Source organism: Streptomyces sp. A 4/2 (genome assembly GCF_940670765.1).
Classification (GTDB): domain Bacteria; phylum Actinomycetota; class Actinomycetes; order Streptomycetales; family Streptomycetaceae; genus Streptomyces.
The window spans coordinates 1-16,940 of the sequence record NZ_CALNVW010000013.1 but is presented as its reverse complement, the minus strand read 5'-3'; the positions used below and the strand labels follow the sequence as shown (position 1 = coordinate 16,940).

Annotated in this window: 17 protein-coding genes and 1 pseudogene; 6 read left to right on the top strand and 12 right to left on the bottom strand. The window is 69.6% G+C overall.

Features of this window, described 5'->3' with window-relative positions; genetic code table 11:
* Positions 1-61 precede the first annotated feature (61 nt).
* From NBY69_RS09435 to NBY69_RS09415, 5 genes are all read left to right on the top strand, one after another.
* Positions 62-1,186, top strand: coding sequence for a substrate-binding domain-containing protein (locus NBY69_RS09435; RefSeq protein ID WP_250299809.1), 1,125 nt, complete (start codon positions 62-64; stop codon positions 1,184-1,186).
* A gap of 161 nt (positions 1,187-1,347) precedes the next feature.
* On the top strand, positions 1,348-2,652 hold the full coding sequence (locus tag NBY69_RS09430) for an ABC transporter substrate-binding protein (protein ID WP_250299807.1): 1,305 nt from the start codon (positions 1,348-1,350) through the stop codon (positions 2,650-2,652).
* Positions 2,653-2,791: 139 nt separating this feature from the next.
* The gene (locus NBY69_RS09425) at positions 2,792-3,688 is read left to right on the top strand and encodes a carbohydrate ABC transporter permease (protein ID WP_250299831.1); all 897 of its coding nucleotides are present in this window, start codon (positions 2,792-2,794) and stop codon (positions 3,686-3,688) included.
* Positions 3,689-3,690: 2 nt separating this feature from the next.
* Positions 3,691-4,635 carry a carbohydrate ABC transporter permease gene (locus NBY69_RS09420; protein WP_250299829.1) on the top strand — a complete coding sequence of 315 codons (945 nt, stop codon included), beginning with the start codon at positions 3,691-3,693 and terminating at the stop codon, positions 4,633-4,635.
* A 22-nt stretch (positions 4,636-4,657) separates the two neighbouring features.
* Entirely contained in the window at positions 4,658-5,728 is a 1,071-nt protein-coding gene (locus NBY69_RS09415) for a hydroxyacid dehydrogenase (RefSeq protein WP_250299804.1), read from the top strand.
* Positions 5,729-5,835: 107 nt separating this feature from the next.
* Here NBY69_RS09415 and NBY69_RS09410 read toward each other — a convergent pair whose 3' ends face one another.
* From NBY69_RS09410 to NBY69_RS09355, 12 genes are all read right to left on the bottom strand, one after another.
* The gene (locus tag NBY69_RS09410) at positions 5,836-6,468 is read right to left on the bottom strand and encodes a DUF2461 family protein (RefSeq protein ID WP_250299802.1); all 633 of its coding nucleotides are present in this window, start codon (positions 6,466-6,468) and stop codon (positions 5,836-5,838) included.
* Between the two features lie 207 nt (positions 6,469-6,675).
* Positions 6,676-7,314, bottom strand: coding sequence for an OmpA family protein (locus NBY69_RS09405; RefSeq protein WP_250299800.1), 639 nt, complete (start codon positions 7,312-7,314; stop codon positions 6,676-6,678).
* A 3-nt stretch (positions 7,315-7,317) separates the two neighbouring features.
* Positions 7,318-7,905 carry a hypothetical protein gene (locus NBY69_RS09400; RefSeq protein ID WP_250299798.1) on the bottom strand — a complete coding sequence of 196 codons (588 nt, stop codon included), beginning with the start codon at positions 7,903-7,905 and terminating at the stop codon, positions 7,318-7,320.
* A 13-nt stretch (positions 7,906-7,918) separates the two neighbouring features.
* Positions 7,919-8,482 carry a pilus assembly protein TadG-related protein gene (locus tag NBY69_RS09395; protein WP_284347912.1) on the bottom strand — a complete coding sequence of 188 codons (564 nt, stop codon included), beginning with the start codon at positions 8,480-8,482 and terminating at the stop codon, positions 7,919-7,921.
* Positions 8,483-8,520: 38 nt separating this feature from the next.
* On the bottom strand, positions 8,521-8,748 hold the full coding sequence (locus NBY69_RS09390; protein ID WP_250299797.1) for a hypothetical protein: 228 nt from the start codon (positions 8,746-8,748) through the stop codon (positions 8,521-8,523).
* 321 nt (positions 8,749-9,069) lie between these two features.
* Complete coding sequence (locus NBY69_RS09385) at positions 9,070-9,960, bottom strand: DUF5936 domain-containing protein (RefSeq protein ID WP_250299795.1); 891 nt, start codon at positions 9,958-9,960, stop codon at positions 9,070-9,072.
* A 14-nt stretch (positions 9,961-9,974) separates the two neighbouring features.
* The gene (locus NBY69_RS09380) at positions 9,975-10,913 is read right to left on the bottom strand and encodes a type II secretion system F family protein (protein ID WP_250299792.1); all 939 of its coding nucleotides are present in this window, start codon (positions 10,911-10,913) and stop codon (positions 9,975-9,977) included.
* Positions 10,914-10,922: 9 nt separating this feature from the next.
* A complete protein-coding gene (locus NBY69_RS09375; protein WP_250299790.1) occupies positions 10,923-12,260 on the bottom strand; it encodes a CpaF family protein in 1,338 nt (445 codons plus the stop codon).
* Between the two features lie 65 nt (positions 12,261-12,325).
* A complete protein-coding gene (locus NBY69_RS09370; protein WP_250299788.1) occupies positions 12,326-12,847 on the bottom strand; it encodes a TadE/TadG family type IV pilus assembly protein in 522 nt (173 codons plus the stop codon).
* A complete protein-coding gene (locus tag NBY69_RS09365) occupies positions 12,844-14,463 on the bottom strand; it encodes an AAA family ATPase (RefSeq protein WP_250299787.1) in 1,620 nt (539 codons plus the stop codon). Before NBY69_RS09365 ends, NBY69_RS09370 begins: the two co-directional genes overlap by 4 nt.
* A 7-nt stretch (positions 14,464-14,470) precedes the next feature.
* Positions 14,471-15,184 carry a Flp pilus assembly protein CpaB gene (cpaB, locus tag NBY69_RS09360; RefSeq protein WP_250299785.1) on the bottom strand — a complete coding sequence of 238 codons (714 nt, stop codon included), beginning with the start codon at positions 15,182-15,184 and terminating at the stop codon, positions 14,471-14,473.
* Positions 15,181-16,050 carry a hypothetical protein gene (locus NBY69_RS09355; protein ID WP_250299783.1) on the bottom strand — a complete coding sequence of 290 codons (870 nt, stop codon included), beginning with the start codon at positions 16,048-16,050 and terminating at the stop codon, positions 15,181-15,183. Before NBY69_RS09355 ends, cpaB begins: the two co-directional genes overlap by 4 nt.
* 473 nt (positions 16,051-16,523) lie before the next feature.
* On the opposite strand from NBY69_RS09355, the pseudogene NBY69_RS09350 reads away from it, so the two are divergent.
* Positions 16,524-16,940: pseudogene (locus NBY69_RS09350) on the top strand (glycosyl hydrolase family 18 protein); the annotation flags it as partial.

The following is a 16,940-nucleotide window of genomic DNA, read 5'->3' as shown; positions in this document are numbered from 1 at the left end:
GATATCTTTTGGTTGTCGAGTGAAGGAGGGCGACTCACTCGTTACCGAGAGGGGACTGAAGGTGTTGGCTGACGAGCGGCGGCAGGCGATCCTGCGTGCGGTGGAGCGCCAGGGTTCGGGCACGGTCACGGTCAAGGAGCTGGCGGCGGAGATGGGCGTCTCCGCCGTCACCTTGCGGCAGGACGTACGGGAGCTGGCGGGCCGGGGGCTGCTGACCCGGGTGCACGGCGGTGCGAGGGCCCTGACCCCGGTCGACACCAGGGCCGCCGCCCCCGCGTCCGCAGGCGCACCCGCGGCCGAGGCTCCGGTCCCCGTCCCGCCGCCCGCGACAGAGCGGTACGCCGTCGGGCTGGTGGTCCCGCCGGGCGGCTACTACTACGCGGAGGTGATCCGCGGCGTCCAGAACGCGGCCCGTGCGCTCGGCGTACGGGTCGTGCTGGCCGTTTCCGGGGAGTCGCTGGCGGAGAACCAGGAGCAGGTACGCCAGCTCACGGCCGGTGGCATCGACAGCCTGCTGTTGATGCTGCACCCGGGCCTGAGCCTGCTGGGCGAGGCCGAGGACTGGCTGAGCGGCCTCGATGTACCGACGGTCCTGGTGGAGCGCCGGGCGGGACTCCGGGCCGGCCGGCTGGAACAGGTGGCCTCCGACCACGCCTACGGCGCGGCCCTGGCGGTGCGTCACCTCGCCGGGCTCGGGCACGACAAGGTGGCCCTGGTCGCCAGGGTCGAGAGCCCCAACACGGCGCTTCTCAGCGCTGGTTACGCCGATGCCGTGAAGGTCATGGGGCTGACGCCGGGGCCCGAGTACCGCATCACCACCAGCGGTGACGCGGCTCCGGTCGACGCGCGCTTCGAGGAGGTGGTCCGGGCCGTGGAAGCCGGTGAGGTCCGGGCCGCACTGGTGCACAACGACATCGACGCCATCGCCCTCGTCGGCATCCTGCGCACCCGGGGCATGCGGGTGCCGGAGGATCTGGCCCTGGTCACGTATGACGACGAGGTCGCCGAGCTGAGCGAGGTTCCCCTCACCGCGGTGGCTCCCCCCAAGCAGGCGGTGGGGTCGTGGGCCCTCGACCTGGTGGTACGCCGGATGTCCGACCCTTCCATGCCGTTGGCCGAGATCCTGCTCCGCCCGGAACTGCGGGTACGGGCGTCCTGTGGCGCCGACCGCCGGACCGACGCCTGACGGACCGACACAACGGCGGGTCAACACAACGGCGGGTCAACACCCGACCAAGTGATGTCACATAGCTTCACTTTAAACAAACGAAAGCGAATCCATTGACTGGCTGTCGTATGTAACGAATGATTGAGGTGACACCCAAGCGAACGATCGGTGGCACATCAATGCTTCGTAGACGTCTGACAGCTGTCGTCTGTTCCGTCGCGGCACTCGGCCTGCTCGTCACAGGTTGTGGGGGCTCGGACCACGCGGGATCCGCGGCGGAGAAGAAGACCGGAGAGGTCACCTTCTGGTCCTTCGTCAAGGGCTCCGACAAGGTGGCCGAGGCCTTCAACCGGACCCACCCCGGCATCAAGGTGAACTTCGAGTCGGTGCCCTCGGGCCAGGAGTACTACTCCAAGCTCACGAACGCCGTGAAGGCCGGTACCGTCCCGGACGTCGCGGTGGTCGAGTACCCGCAGCTGCCGGAGTTCGCCACGCAGGGCGAGCTGGAGAGCCTGGACAAGACCCTCGGCCCCCTGGTGAACGACCACTTCCCCAAGTCGGTGAGCAGACTGGTCCAGTTGGGGGGCCGGACCTGGGGTGTGCCCCGTGACGCCGCGCCGCTGATGCTGTACTACCGCAAGGACTTCTTCAAGAAGCACCGGATCGATGTCCCCACCACGTGGGACGCCTACCGGGACATGACCGTACGGGTGAAGAAGGCCGACCCGAAGGCGCGTGGCGGAGTCCTGTTCACCGACAACCCGGGACTGCTGAGCGCGCTGTCCTGGCAGGCCGGTTCGAAGTGGTTCTCCACGCAGCAGGACGCCTGGAAGGTATCGCTCGACGACGCTCCCGCCCGGAAGGTGGCCGACTACTGGGGCGGCCTCGCCCGGCAGGGCCTCGTCCAGTCGCTGAGTACGCTCGACCCGTTCTGGTCGAGCGTCCAGCAGAACCGGACCGTCGCCTACGTCTGTGCGAGCTGGTGCGCGGGTTCCCAGCAGGCGACCGTCGCCGACCAGGCGGGCAAGTGGGCGGTGGCGCCGGTCCCGACCTGGGACGGCAAGCCGGCCTCCGCCATGTACGGCGGCTCGTCGTTCGTCATCCCGAAGGGTGCCAGGAACAGCGGCGCCGCTGCGGAGTTCATCAAGTGGATCACCACCGACCCGGCGGGTATGAAGGCATGGGTCTCCTCCGGCACGAGCAGCATGTTCCCGGCCGATCCCCGGCTGGTGCCCGTCGCCAAGGCGGCGTTCCCCACGGACTACTTCGGCGGCCAGGACGTGTACGCCGTGGGCAGCAAGTCCTACGCGGCGGTCGTGCCCGGCTGGACGTGGGGCCCGGTCATGGGGACCACGAACACCTCCCTCGTCGACGGGCTCCCGAAGGTCGCCGAGGGCAAGGTGACGCTTCCCGACGTCCTCGCCGGCGCACAGCGGGCCACCGTCAAGGACATCAAGCACCGCGGTATGCGGCTCGCCCCGTAGGACGCGAACCCCTGCTGGGCCGGATGCCCGGACCGCCGGGCGGGACGGACATCCGGCCGCTCACCCCCGCACTCTCCCGATCTCTCCCGATCTCTCCCGATCTCTCCCGATCTCCATGAGGAAGGCCGGAATGGCCGGTATGGCAAGCCCGTCAGCCCGCGCGCAGCGCCGTACTGCCGCGCTGCTCGTAGCACCGTTTTTCGTCCTCTTCGCCGCCGTCACCCTCGCCCCGCTGGTCTACGCGGGCTGGATGAGCCTGTTCACCACCCGCACCTCCGGCCTCGGTTTCGGCGGCACCGAGAGCGTCTTCGCAGGCCTGGACAACTACACGAACGCCTTGTCGGACCCGGCGTTCCGCAACGGATTCCTCACCATCGCCGTGTACGTCGCCATCTACATCCCGGTGATGATCGGCGGCGCGCTCGTCCTCGCTCTGCTGCTGGACTCGGCGCTGGTCAGGGCGCGGGCCTTCTTCCAGCTGGCCCTGTTCCTCCCGCACGCGGTGCCCGGTCTGATCGCGGCGCTCATCTGGGTCTACCTGTACACCCCGGGGCTGAGCCCGGTGATCGACCTGCTCCACTCCGGAGGCCTGGACGTCAGCTTCCTCTCGGCGGACAACGCGGTGTTCTCCACGGCGAACATCGCTGTCTGGGAGTGGACCGGGTACAACATGGTCATCTTCTACGCCGCCCTCCAGTCGGTGCCGCGCGAGACCCTGGACGCGGCGAAGATCGACGGTGCGGGCGGCATCCGTACCGCCCTGTCGATCAAGGTGCCGATGATCCGCCCGGCCATCGCCCTGTCCGTGCTGTTCACCGTCATCGGCTCGGTCCAGCTCTTCACCGAGCCGAAGGTGATCTACAGCGCCTCCAGCTCGATCGGCAGCAGCTGGACGCCCAACATGTACGTCCAGACCGCCGCCTTCACCCACAACGACTTCGGCCTGGCCGCAGCCGCCTCGCTGCTCATCGCGCTGTTCGCCGCCGCGCTGTCGTTCCTCGTCACCCGGTTCTCGCGCAGCAGGAGTCAGCCGTGACCATGACCACAACGCCCAGTCCCCCCAAGCCCGTTGAGCCCGTGGACCACCGGAGCGAGGACAGGCGGCCCGGAGACGGTCCGCGGCGCCCCCGCAAGCGCCCCTCCGCCCTGCTGTCCCGGACCGGCGTCACCGCGATGCTGGGTCTCGCCGCCCTCTACACACTCCTGCCGATGCTCTGGCTGGTCCTGTCGTCCACCAAGAGCCGCCAGGACCTCTTCGCCACGAACGGCTTCGCGCCGGGCCACGACTTCGCGCTCCTCGGCAACCTCAGGCACCTGTTCGAGGTCGACCACGGCATCTTCCTGCGCTGGCTGGTCAACACGGTCCTGTACGCCGGGATCGGCGCGCTGCTGGCCACGGTGTTCAGCGTGGCCGCCGGGTACGCGTTCGACAAGCTGGCCTTTCCCGGCAAGGAGAAGCTCTTCGCCTTCGTCCTGCTGGGTGTGATGGTGCCCGGCACCGCGATGGCCATCCCGCTGTACCTGCTCGCTGCCAAGGTCGGCCTGGTGAACACCTTCTGGGGCGTCTTCGTCCCCGGCCTCGTGTTCCCGTTCGGGGTCTATCTGGCCCGGGTCTTCAGCGCGGCCTACGTCCCCAACGAGGTCCTGGAGGCCGCCCGGGTGGACGGGGCCGGCGAGTTCAAGACCTTCTGCCGCATCGCCCTCCCGATGATCTCGCCCGGCTTCGTGACCATCTTCCTCTTCCAGTTCACCCAGATCTGGAACAGCTTCTTCCTGCCCTTGGTGATGCTGTCCAACCAGAAGCTCTACCCGGTCAACCTCGGGCTGTACGTCTGGTACTCCTCCGCGCTCTCCCAGGGGCACCCGCAGGACTACCTCCTGGCGGTCGTCGGATCGCTGGTGTCCGTGGCTCCCCTGGTCGTTCTCTTCCTGATGCTCCAGCGGTTCTGGAAGTCCGGCATGACCGCCGGCGCCGTCAAGTAGGCCCATCGCCATGAGGATTCCCATGCCATCCACGCAGCTGCCGTCCGCTCAGGCCCGCCCCCGCGCCCTGTTCGCCATGGGCCGCGCACACCGCGACGTACTCTTCCCGCCGGCCGTGGTCGAGCGGCTGGCACGGTACGTCGACATCGACCCGCAGTTCGTCGCCGAGGACTTCGCGGACTTCGAAGGTTTCGAGGACGTCGAGAACTTCGAGGACTTCGACCGGGTACCGGACCTGGCAGCCGTAGAACTCCTCATCACGTCCTGGGGATGTCCCCCGCTCGATCACGCCGTACTGGCCCGCATGCCCGCACTGAAGGCGGTCGTGCACGCTGCGGGAAGCGTCAAACACCATGTGACGGAGGCCTGTTGGGACCGCGGACTCCTCGTCTCCACGGCAGCGGCTGCCAACGCCCTGCCCGTTGCCGAGTACACGGTCGCGGCCGTCCTCTTCGCCAACAAGCGCGTCCTGGAGATCAGCGGGCTCTACCGCGAACACCGCACCGCGCTGGACTGGTCCGCGTACTGTCCCGGCCTCGGCAACTACCGCAGGACCGTCGGCGTGGTGGGCGCGTCCCTGGTGGGCCGCCGGGTGCTGGAACTCCTGCGCCCCTACGACCTCGACCTGCTGGTGGCCGATCCCCACCTCGACCCCCTGCGGGCCCGGTCGCTGGGGGCCCGGCTCGTCGACCTCGAAGAGATGCTCGCCGCCTGCGACGTCGTCTCCCTGCACGCCCCCGCCCTGCCCGAGACCTACCATCTGCTGGATGCCCGCCGCCTGTCGCTGCTGCGGGACGGGGCCACCCTGATCAACACCGGGCGGGGCTCACTCATCGACACCGAGGCTCTGACCACCGAGGCTGCGTCAGGACGCATTCACGCCGTCCTGGACGTCACCGACCCCGAAGTACTGCCGGCGACTTCACCCCTGTACTCACTCCCGAACGTCCTCCTGACCCCGCACATAGCGGGCTCCCTGGGCGGTGAGCTCCAGCGCATCACCCACAGCGCCCTGGCCGAGATCGAACGCTACTGCGCCGGGCGGGAGTTCGCCCATCCCGTGACCCGCGAGGCGCTGACGACGTCGGCCTGAGGGGGCCGCTCGACCGGTCGGCACTGAAGGGTGCACATCACCTTCTGAGCGCGGGTGCCGGCGGCACGGGTGTGGTTCCTCCCATGCCGCGCGGCGCCCTCGCGATGTCAGGCGGCGCGCTTCACGTGGCGGACCAGCCACATCAGCAGGGCGTCCAGGTCGGCGGCGGCCGAGAGGACCCTGTCGACCGCCTCGGGGGTGTGCACCCACGCCTCGCAGCCGAGAGGACGGGCGGCGATCAGCGAACGGTGGCGCAGCAGCTTCGTACGGGAGTGGTCTGTCGGATAGCCGCGCGGGGGGCGTTTCATCACGTCCCCGGAGATGTCGTAGCCCTTCTTCCGCACGTCCTCGACGATGGCGGACAGTTCACGGCCGCTCCCCTCGGAGGCCACGGCTTTGCGGAACATGTCCACCTGGCCGGGATCGGGGTACCACCAGGCGCCCTGGATCCGCAGGCCGTCCAGGGAGAACCGCAGTCCGATCTCGATCTTGCGGCCGAGCCGGATCACCGCGCTCTGGTGCTGCCACCACCAGGAGTCGGTGCGGTAGTGCCAGACGGAGAAGTCCTCGTATCGGGGGTCGGTGTCCGCGACCTCGTCGAGCAGGGCGATCATCGGCTGCCGGACCAGGCGTTCGCGGTCCGCGCGGTAGCGCTCGCGGGTCGCGTGGGTGGGTTCGCCCTGGAGCTGCCACAACACGTCCATGGCCTGCTCCGGCCAGCCGGTGAACTGTCCGCGCATGCGCGGATATTAGCTCACCCGTGATCCGCGCACACGGAGAGTGGGACGGGCAGGAAGGCGTAGCCCCGGACATGGTCGGAAGGGTTACGGCGGGGCTCGCCGGCCAGTCCGCTGTGGCGTGCGCGGTGGGCGAGTTCGCTGGGAGTGCAGTCGATATGAAGCGGGCGGTGAGATCGTGCAGACCGAACTTGAGATCCCACACGTGCACTACGACGTCGCTCCCGCTCCGGGCTTCTCGCCCCGGGGGAAGGAGATCTCGACGCGGCGGTTCTTCGTACGGCCCTCTTCGGTGTCGTTCGACGCGATCGGGTAGTCCTCGCTGTACCCCCGGATGTCGAAGGTGACGTCGGAGCCGAGCGAGGTGGCCAGTTCCTGCTGTACGGAGTCGGCGCGGCGCTTGGAGAGGATCTTGCCGTGCTCGTACGAACCGAGGTTGTCGGTGAAGCCGAAGACCCTGACCTTGGTGGCGTGCTGGGCCAGCGCTTCCTCGGCGATGGCCTTGATCCGGGCCTTGGCCTCCGGGTTGAGCTTGGGACTGTCCCTGGCGAAGAGGACTTCCGCCTGGAGCGCGAACGTCACGTCGGCGTTGGTGTCCTCGCGGCGTTCGTCACCGCCCATGTCCTCGACGACGGATTTGATGTCGAGGACCTTGGAGGGAGCGAGGGTCGCGCCGTCGCCGAGCTTCAGGCCGGGGGCGGCCGGGTCGATCGTGGGCGGCGGGGTCGAACTGGTGCTGTCCGGGGGCGTGCTGGGGGTGGGCCCGGCGGCGTGGGCGCCGGTGACGGACAGGCCGGTGAGGAGGAGGGTGACGGCGAGGGTGGCCGCGGAGCGGCGGGGTCGTTTCATCGGTCACTGCCCATCGGTGATGTCGATGGTGGCGGGGGGCATGTCGCCGATCTGGAACTCGACGGACTTGGTACTGGCGGGCGGGGCGGGGAACTGGGCGTAGAAGGCCCGCTCCCCATCCGCCTGGATACCGCCCGTGAACTTGGTGCAGAGGCAACGACCGTCGGTGTCACGGAGGATGAGGTACTTCTTCTTGCCCGCCGGATCGACCAGAGCCGCGCCTGCCATGGAAGAGGAGTTGCCTGCCAGTTCTTGCTCGTCACCGGCCCAAGAGGGTTCGAGCCAGTACTTCCCGCTTCCGTTCTTCACAGTTCCGTCCACCGTGAGGAATCCCCCCTGGTCACGAACGGCGGACGTGATGGTGAGCGTGATGTCGGCGCCGCCCTTGACCTGCGCCAGCACCTTGTCCTGTGTCGTTGCGGGTGGCTTGGCCTTGCCGTCCCCCTCTGACTTGGGACCTGACGTCGAAGCATCGGGCTTGCCCTTGCCACCGCTGTCGCCTCCGCAGCCCGCCACCGTAAGGACCAACCCCGTCGTGATCACCACGGCGGTCAATGCCCTGCGGGCCTTCAAGGTGTGCCGCATGCTCATCTACAACTCATCCTTACTCGGCCAGGTGGACGGCGAACAGGTCTTTCGGTTGGGGTAGTTGGACATCATCGAGATTCTTGGGATCGATCTTCCAGTGCTGACCGCCGTCGCAGTTGAACTCGATGAGCTTCGGGTCACTCGGCGGCGTCGCCGAACAACGCGGCTCGATCATGGCGACGGCATGCGCCTTGGCGTGCCTGCTGTCCGTCCCGGGGATCACCGACTTGCCCACCGTGGAACGTGTCGTGACGCTTGCGCGGAAGGCGGGGTAGCCCCTGACCGTGGTCGGCGTGAGCCCGTCGAGCGTGGCACCGTTCTCAGCGGCAAGCTGGTCCGCCGCCGCTTCTCCCGTGCCGGGAACAGACTCGTTGCCGAGAAGCCAGTCGACCCAGGCGTCGGAGTGCCCGAGCGAGTTGGTCAAACCGTCGGCCATCTCGTTCCGTACGTTCTGTGCCGCCGCCAATGCCGCCGCGTCGGCGGCCGATTGGGCGCTGCCGCGAGCGACCGCCGCTTGGGCGAAAGCGAAGTAGGCGAACGCCAGAAAGAGCAGGCCACCGATGGCGGCAACGTAGATCAGAATCGTCTGGCCCCGGTCTCCGTGTGCCCGCCGTGCCGTCAGCCCCCGGTGATGCTGTTGACGGCTGTGCCGATCGCCTTGGAGATGATCCCCTGCAGCCCCAACCCCCGCACCGCCACCACGATCAGCGCCACGATCACCAGCAGCCCGCCGTACTCCACGATGCTCGCCCCGCGGTCCCCGGCCTGCCTCCGCATCCGGGAGACGACCGTGTCGCGCCACGTGCCGAGTGCCAGGTATGCCCTGAGCGTGATGTTCTTCGCCATGCTCTGCCCCTTCGGGAACGTACGACTCCGCCTCTGCGGCAGGGCGGCCGTGTGCGGCGCCCCGCTCTCCCCAACCGCGAAAACCGCGAACGAACTCAGCCATGGCGGCCGACTGCTGGTTGCTCCGGTCGGAGGCGTGGTCCCGCATGGCCTCCGCCTTCCTCGAACGCAGCCCGGAGTCACCTCTCCGGGGAGAGCGTGGCACATCCGGTTTCGGCCGTGCAGTGGCTGACAGAAACTGGCCGGATCCCTCCCCCGTCCGGGCAGCCCCTATGCCCGAACCGGCCGGGAGACTTGCTCGTGCCGCCATGGCGCACCGCCTCAGTTCCCGAAGAGGGAGCCGAAGTCGGTCTCCGAGCCGAGGAACATGTTGGTCACGATCAGGATGAGGGTGGCCGGGACCATCGAGATCAGAGTGACCACTGTGGCCTGCGGGATTGCCTTGGCCGCGCGCCGGCGGGAGTTCTGGGCGTCGGTGCGGCGCATGTCGTTGGCGATCTGTATGAGGGTCTCGGCGATCGGCGCGCCGAGTTCCTCGCCCTGCTGGAGCGCGCTGACGAACTGCGAGACCTGCTCGGAGCCGTTGCGCCGGCGCAGTTCGTCGAAGGCCTGGCGGCGGCTGACGCCCATGTCCATCTGGCGCAGAGTGATGCGCAGTTCGTCGGCCCAGGGTCCCGCGTACTTCTCCGCGACCCGCTCCAGTGCCTGCCGGAAGCCGAGTCCGGCGCTGACGACGACGGCGAGCACGTCCAGGAAGTCCGGCAGGGTCCGCTCGATGATGTCCTTGCGCTTGCGGATGGCCTGCCAGATGGTCGCGTCGGCGGCGAGGACTCCGTACGCGAGAGCGAGGCAGGCGAGGACCGGGCTGCCGTTGGTGAGGAGGGCCAGCGCGGCCAGCCCGCCGAAGATGCCGTACACCGCGCGGCGGGCCGCGTAGCGGTCGACGGTCAGGCCGCCGGGGTTGCCCGCGCTGTCTATCCTGCGGCGCTTCTTCTCCACGGACCGGGGGCCCATCGCCTTGAGCACGGCGGGCGCGAAGCGCATCCCGGCCCGGTCGATCGCGGCCTCGACTCCGCCCACCCGGGTGGCTCCGACCTCCAGGGCGACCGCGAGGTCGCTGGGGATCTTGGCCTCGGCGCGGTACATCCGGATGCCCTGGAAGATCCCGGCGACGGCCGCGCCGAGCAGCAGAGCCAGCAGCAGTCCCACCATGTCGGCCGCCTCCCTCAGACTTCGATCTTGCCGAGGCGGCGCATGCCGACGAACCCGACGGCGTACAGGGCGAGGGCCACGATCACCGCGGCCTGTCCGAGGGGGTGCCCGGTCATCCGGGCGAGCGAGCCGGGGTCCATGGAGTTCAGCATGATCATGGCGCCGAGGCCGAGCAGCGGGAGGGTGTACGCGGTGGCGTTGACCTCGGAGAGCATCGTGATGACCTCGCGTCGGGTCTCCTTGCGCTCCTCCAGGGTCTCGGTGAGGTTGCGCAGGCTGCCGACGACCGTTCCGCCCGCGCGGTTGGAGAGGACGAGGGTGGTGACGAGTACGACCAGTTCACGGGAGGGCAGCCGTTCGGCCAGCTCGCCCAGGGCTTCGTCGATGGACCGGCCGAGCGCCAACTGGCTGGTGACCGTGGCCAGTTCCTCTCCGGCAGGTGCGTCGAGTTCTTCGGCCGCCATGCCCAGGGCAGTACGGAGCGCGAGCCCGGCGGCGGTGGCGTTGGCCAGGATCCTGGACAGCTCGGGCAGCTGGTTGATGAACGCCTCGATGCGTTTCTGGCGCTGCCAGTTGAGGAAGGTGTTGCCCGCCCAGAGGGCGACGAGTCCGGCGACCGGGCCGAAGAACGGGGCCAGTACGGCGGAGGCGATCAGCCAGAGCGCCGCGACGCCGCCGAGGACGTACACGGTGAACTCGCCGGGGGTGAGGTCCAGGCCGGTGGCCGAGAGCCGCAGCTGGATGCGCTTGCCCAGTGCGGTCCTGCGGAGTCTGCGGTCCACGCCGGTGAAGCGCCGGGTGCGCAGTCCGGTGGGCGGCGGTCCGGTGTACGAGAGCCGGTCGACCAGCGCCTCGCGCTGGGCCTTCCCCGAGGCGTAGACATGGATACCGGCGACGGCCAGGCCGCCGCAGAGCAGCGTGCTGCCGATCGCCAGCAGAGCGGTGTTGTTCATGGTCCTGCCCTACCTCGCCTCTCTCGTGTTGAGCGGGTCGATGCCCTCCACGACGCCGAACGCGGGTGGAAGTGCCTCGTTCGCCAGGTGGAGCCGCTCCGCGACCCGGCGCGGCAGCGGCAGATGTTCGAACTGTCCGTGCACGACGCGGTCCGCGCTCATCGGCTGCGCGTGGTAACGGGACAGGGTGGCGAGCTGGAACGGTTCGCGGCCGTGGCTGACGAGCATCACGATCTCGCTGACCTTGCGGGAGCCGTCGGCGTGCCGGGTGAGCTGGACGATGACGTCGACCGCGCTGTTGATCTGGTCGCGCAGCGCCTCGAAGGGGATCTCCACCTCGGACATGGAGCCCAGGGTCTGGAGCCTCATCAGGGCGTCCTCGGCGCTGTTGGAGTGGACGGTGGCGAGCGAGCCGTCGTGGCCCGTGGACATCGCCTGGAGCATGTCGAGGGTCTCGCCGCCGCGTACCTCGCCGACGATGATCCGGTCGGGGCGCATGCGCAGGGAGTTGCGGACCAGGTCGCGGATGGTGATCCGGCCCTTGCCCTCGACGTTCGCCGGGCGGGTCTCCAGCCGGATCACATGGGCCTGCTGGAGCTGGAGTTCGGCGGCGTCCTCGACGGTGATGATGCGCTCGTGCTCGGGGATGAGGCCGGAGAGCGCGTTGAGCAGGGTGGTCTTGCCGGAGCCCGTACCGCCGGAGACGATCACGTTGAAGCGGGCCCGTACGAACGCCGAGAGCAGCAGCAGCATCTGCTCGTCGAGCGTGCCGAGGGCGATCAGTTCCTGGAGGCGGTACGCGCGGGGGAAACGGCGGATCGTGAGGGTGGGGCCGGTCAGGGCGAGCGGCGGAATGATGACGTTGACGCGCTCACCGGACGGGAGGCGGGCGTCGACCATCGGATTCGACTCGTCCACCCGGCGGTTGACGGTCGAGACGATGCGCTCGATGGTCTGCATCAGCTGTTCGGTGGAGGCGAAGCGCATGGGGAGCTGTTCCACCCGGCCCGCGCGCTCGACGAAGATCGCGTCGGGGCCGTTGACCATGATCTCGGTGATCGACGCGTCTTCGAGGAGCGGTTCGAGTACGCCGAGGCCGAGCGCTTCGTCGACGACGCGGCGGATCAGCTGGGAGCGCTCGGCGGTGGAGAGGACCGGCCCCTCGCGGCTGATGATGTGGCCCAGCACCCGCTCCAGCCGGGCGCGCCGGTCGGCGGCGGCGAGCGAGGACATCTCCGCGAGGTCGATCTCTTCGAGGAGTTTGGCGCGGTAGGCGGCGACCTGATGACCGTCCTCCCGGCCGCCGCCGTGCTCCTCGGGAGGGGTGATGCGCGAGCGCAGACTCATGGTTGCCTCCTGTCCTGTCTGCCCGTGCGTACGGGGGCGGATGTGCGGATGATCGGGTGTGCGGGTCAGTCGCGCGGCATGGTGACGGTGCGGTGTACGGGTCCGAAGAGGTGGATGCCCGGCAGTACGGAGGGGACGCGGATGGTGGCCGTCGCGGTCACGGTGTCCCCGCCGCCGACGGTGATGGTGGTGCCGCCCTGGAGCCAGTCCGCGGTGGCGGCCTGCCCGGCGGCGGCGCCGGTCCCGGCCTGGAGCGATTCGGTGCGGGCCGCGGCGCGGGCGGCGGAGCCCGCCTGGCTGGCGGAGTACCCGACGATCCCGAGCTGGATGGCGGCCATCCCGATGAAGAGGAGGAGGGGCAGCATCCCGGTGAATTCGAGGATGGCGGTGCCGCGGTCGTCGCGCAGGTCCCTGCGGGCCGTAGCTGTTGCCGTACCCGAGGCCCTGCCCGTAGCCGAGGCCCTGCCCGTACCCGTGCCTGTGCCCGAGGCCCTGCCCGTAGCCGAGACCGTGCCTGTGCCCGTGCCTGTGCCCGTGCCCGAGGCCCTGCCCGTACCCGGTATCAGTGACCCACGTACGCACCTCATCGCGGCTCCCCCTCCAGCGCCGCCCCGGCGCTCCCGTCCACCGACCACGGGAAGTTCCCCGCCCCCGGGAAGAGCACCGGCGTGCGCAGATGCACCGTCGCCCGCATCAGATTCCCCGATGCGGCGCAGCTGACCTTCGCGGCGCCCCGCCAGCTGCCCGGGAGGCGTTCGAGGCCCGCCTCCTGGCAGCCGGACGTCGAGCCGTCGACCGCGTACGACGCCGTCGCCACCCGCGCCGCCTCGTCCGCCGCGTTGCCCGCCAGCGAGAACGTGTAGCCCCACAGCACGCACTGCCACATCGCCACCAGGACGAACGCGATGAGCGGGGCCATCCCGGCGAACTCGACCAGGACCGCGCCCCGGTCGCCACCCCGGTCCCCGCCCCGGTCCCCGCCCTTCCGGCCGCGCAGCAGACCGCCGCCCCGGCCGTGCGAGGCCGCGGGGGCCGCCTTCACCAGGCCCAGTTCCCCGGCCAGCGCCCACATCGCCTGCTTGACCGCGGACCGGCTGTCCAGGTCCTGCATCCGGCCCGCGTCGACCGCGGCCTGGAGTTCCTTGAAGCCTGCCGGAATCGCGGCGCGCGCCGCCTTGGTACCGGTGATCCGTTCGATGAGCGGTGGCTGGATCTCCGCGCCGCGGGTGGCCCGGTTGACGACGGAGATGGTCTCCTCGGCCTTGCGGACCTGGAGGCGGTCCCACATCCGCACCATCCGCTTGGCCGCCCGTACGGCGACGACATCGGGGGTGACCAGGAGCAGCGCGTGGTCGGCCATCTCCACGGCGGCGGCGTTCGCGCTGTTCAGCTGGGTGCCGCAGTCGACGATCACGATCTCGTAGCGGTTGCGCAGGGCTCCGATCGTCTGCCGGGCGACCCGGTCGGTGACCTCCTCACCGCGTTCGCCGTCGCCGGGAGCGAGGAGCAGGCCGACGCCCGTCGGATGGGCGTACACGGCGTCCTGGAGGACCCGGGGCGAGATGTCCGTGATGCCCGCCAGGTCGGCGATCGAGCGGCGGAACTGCACGTCGAGGTACGAGGCGACGTCCCCGGACTGGAGGTCCAGGTCCACCAGCGCGACGGACCGGCCCGACGACGCCGCGGCCAGGGCGAGTTGGACGGCGGTGACGGTGGCGCCGACGCCGCCCTTGGCGCCGGTGACCGTGACGACCGTACCGCCGGGTCCGGTGGCCGTGTCCGCGCCGCCGCCCAGGTGGCGGCGGACGCCGGTGGACCAGGAGGCGGCGTTCTGTACGCGGGCCGCCAACTCCTCGTAGCCGAGCGGGAGTCCGATGAGACCGCGGGCGCCGGAGTCCATTGCCGCGGTGTAGAGGAGGGGGCTGACGTCCGCGGTGATGAGGACGACGCCGACCGCGGGGAAGCGCAGGGCGACCTCCCGGATCAGCTCCAGTGCGGGGGTCGGGCCGATCCGTTCGTGGACGAGGACGACCTCGGGCAGTTCGTCGAGTGATACGCCCGCGGACCGGGCCAGCAGGTCGAGCAGCGAGGTCGAGTCGGTGACCGGCGGGGCGGGTTCCGCGTCGGGGAGCTGGCTGAGCAGGGTGATCACCGCGCGGGCCGCGTCCGGATCACCGACCGCGGGCAGGATGCGAGTCGTCATCGGTCCCTCACTTGTCGCCGTCGAGGGTGTAGGTGCGGTCGCGCTGGGCCACGGCCCCGCCGCCGCCTGCCGCGACGAGGGCGAGCCGTACGTGCGTCGCGAAGGACTCCGCGTACGCCACGCGCTGGGCGTCGAGCGTCTTCAGGGCGAAGGTGATCGGGACGGCGTCGGTGGCCTGCCGGGTGCGGTCGTTCTCGTTCTGGTTCGGGTCGAGGGCGGTGATCTTGCCGACGTCCACCACCCGGGCGCCGGAGACGATGACCTTGGAGGTGTCGGGGACGTTCTTGCCGTCGCCCTTGAACGTCGCGTAGATGTTGACGCTGGACCCTGGGGTGATCTTTCCGGCGACGCCGGTGGAGGCGTCGATCATGATGGCGATCTCCTGTTCGCCCGGGGCCAGTTCGGGCTGCCGGACGATCATGTCGGTCTGTAGCAGCGACCCCTTGTGCAGCGGGGTGACGGCGATCTTGCCGCGTATCTGGCCGAGGTCGGTCACCGCGTTGTCCGACAGCCAGCGCCGGGGCATCCGCGTCTCCTCGAAGTCGCCTGCGGCGAGCTGCTGGTACGGGGCTATGTCGCTGCGCACCCGGTACGCCGTGACCTCCGGGCCGACCTTCGCATTCACGTTGCGGATCACGGAGAGCACCCCGACGACGGCCGCGATGGCGCAGAGGGCCGACAGGAGCAGCAGGACGACGCCGCGGCGCTGGCGTGAGTTCACTGAGCGGACAACCTCTCGAACTGGGCAGGGGGATCGGCGGGCGGCGCGGCGAACGGCGAGGAGCAGAACCCGCAGCGGTCTCCTATGAGTTCGAGCCCGCACCACCGGCACAGCTCGCGGCGTACGGAGGAGACCAGCTGGTAGAGCACGGAGATGTCGGGGATCGCCGCGGCGAACTCCACGAGCCGGGATGTCGCCCACCAGCCGGCCGAGTCGGCGGGCAGCGCGGTCTCCAGATGGCCCTGGACCTGCCACGCCGGAGCGAGCGTCCCGGTCACCCAGTCGGACTGGAGCTGGCCGCGGGCGACGAGCAGCTGCGTGGCGAAGGCGGGGCCGTCGGGTACGCCGGGTTCCGTGCCGCTCACCTTGGTCAACTGGGGTGCGGGGGAGGCCAGTACGGCGAACTGCGAACCCGGCACCCAGGACTTGGCGTGCGTGGTCAGCGACACCGGGACCCGGTCGAGCCGGGTGACCGAGGAGAGCAGCGCACCCGCGTAGATGTAGTGCGAGAGCAGCCGGGCGGCGGAGGCGAGCACGCCGGGGCTGAAGTCGCAGGCGGAGAGCTGGCGCAGCTGCCGGGCGAGTACGGCGACACCCAGCGGTGGCAGGTCGACGGGCAGCAGCGCGATGCGGTCGCTCTCCAGTACCGAGCGGACGGTGTGCAGCCGCTGGACGAAGGGCGCGGGCAGCGCGGCGGCGTGCACCACGACGACGTATCCGTACTGTTCGAGGAGGGCGTGCATCTCCGTGACGGAGGCCTCCAGGGACCACTCCGCCGGGGGCCGGAGGACGGCCGCGGGGGGCGTGTGCCGGTCGGAAGGCGGCAGCACGAGATCGCTGCTGGTGACAGCTATGGCGGTCGGCACTACGCGATCCCCCGTTCACAGCGAGTTGCTCCTGCACCAGCACTGTATCCACGGGACACGCGCGGAGAACCACAACTGACCAAGAATCATTGGATCTTGGACATGGAGCAGCGCGAAGGGGAACGCCCGGAGGCGCCCGGAGGGACGGGAGGAAGAGAAGAAACGATGAAGAACGGGGAGACGCCTTGACAAGCTCATTGGTCTGGACCAGTTTGGACGCACCCCGCGGTGGCCACCGTTCCGTATAGCAGCTGACAGCCCCCTCCCCCCACATCTGGAGGCCGTACGTGACATCCGGACGATCCCTCACCCGCGCCTGGCTCGGCGCGGTCGTAGCCGCTTTCGCGGCTGCCGCACTCTCCTTCACGGGTACGGCCGCACAGGCCGCGGCGCCCGCATCCGCTGCCTCGACCGTGTCCGCTGCCTCGACCGCGTCCGTCGCCTCGACCGCAGCCGTTGCCTCGACCGCAGCCGTTCCCGCCCACGCAGTGACGGGCTACTGGCAGAACTTCAACAACGGCGCGGCCGTCCAGAAGCTCAGCGACGTACCCGCCGACTACGACATCATCGCGGTCGCCTTCGCCGACGCGACCTCCACACCCGGCGCCGTCTCCTTCACCCTGGACTCGGCCGGACTCGGCGGCTACACCACCGACCAGTTCAAAGCCGACATCAAGGCCAAGCAGGCCGCGGGCAAATCCGTCATCATCTCCATCGGCGGCCAGAACGGCACCATCTCGGTCGCCGACTCCACCTCGGCCACCAACTTCGCCAACTCCGTGTACGCACTGATGCAGGAGTACGGCTTCAACGGCGTCGACATCGACCTGGAGAACGGCGTCAACTCCACCTACATGTCACAGGCGCTGAAGTCCCTCTCCGCGAAGGCA

What these genes read in the sequence shown, in the direction of transcription:
- NBY69_RS09430 (WP_250299807.1), top strand. Translation starts at nt 1,348, where the DNA reads ATGCTTCGTAGACGTCTGACAGCTGTCGTCTGTTCCGTCGCGGCACTC.
- NBY69_RS09425 (WP_250299831.1), top strand. Translation starts at nt 2,792, where the DNA reads ATGGCAAGCCCGTCAGCCCGCGCGCAGCGCCGTACTGCCGCGCTGCTC.
- NBY69_RS09420 (WP_250299829.1), top strand. Translation starts at nt 3,691, where the DNA reads ATGACCACAACGCCCAGTCCCCCCAAGCCCGTTGAGCCCGTGGACCAC.
- NBY69_RS09415 (WP_250299804.1), top strand. Translation starts at nt 4,658, where the DNA reads ATGCCATCCACGCAGCTGCCGTCCGCTCAGGCCCGCCCCCGCGCCCTG.
- NBY69_RS09410 (WP_250299802.1), bottom strand. Translation starts at nt 6,468, where the DNA reads ATGCGCGGACAGTTCACCGGCTGGCCGGAGCAGGCCATGGACGTGTTG.
- NBY69_RS09405 (WP_250299800.1), bottom strand. Translation starts at nt 7,314, where the DNA reads ATGAAACGACCCCGCCGCTCCGCGGCCACCCTCGCCGTCACCCTCCTC.
- NBY69_RS09400 (WP_250299798.1), bottom strand. Translation starts at nt 7,905, where the DNA reads ATGAGCATGCGGCACACCTTGAAGGCCCGCAGGGCATTGACCGCCGTG.
- NBY69_RS09390 (WP_250299797.1), bottom strand. Translation starts at nt 8,748, where the DNA reads ATGGCGAAGAACATCACGCTCAGGGCATACCTGGCACTCGGCACGTGG.
- NBY69_RS09385 (WP_250299795.1), bottom strand. Translation starts at nt 9,960, where the DNA reads ATGGTGGGACTGCTGCTGGCTCTGCTGCTCGGCGCGGCCGTCGCCGGG.
- NBY69_RS09380 (WP_250299792.1), bottom strand. Translation starts at nt 10,913, where the DNA reads ATGAACAACACCGCTCTGCTGGCGATCGGCAGCACGCTGCTCTGCGGC.
- NBY69_RS09375 (WP_250299790.1), bottom strand. Translation starts at nt 12,260, where the DNA reads ATGAGTCTGCGCTCGCGCATCACCCCTCCCGAGGAGCACGGCGGCGGC.
- NBY69_RS09370 (WP_250299788.1), bottom strand. Translation starts at nt 12,847, where the DNA reads ATGAGGTGCGTACGTGGGTCACTGATACCGGGTACGGGCAGGGCCTCG.
- NBY69_RS09365 (WP_250299787.1), bottom strand. Translation starts at nt 14,463, where the DNA reads ATGACGACTCGCATCCTGCCCGCGGTCGGTGATCCGGACGCGGCCCGC.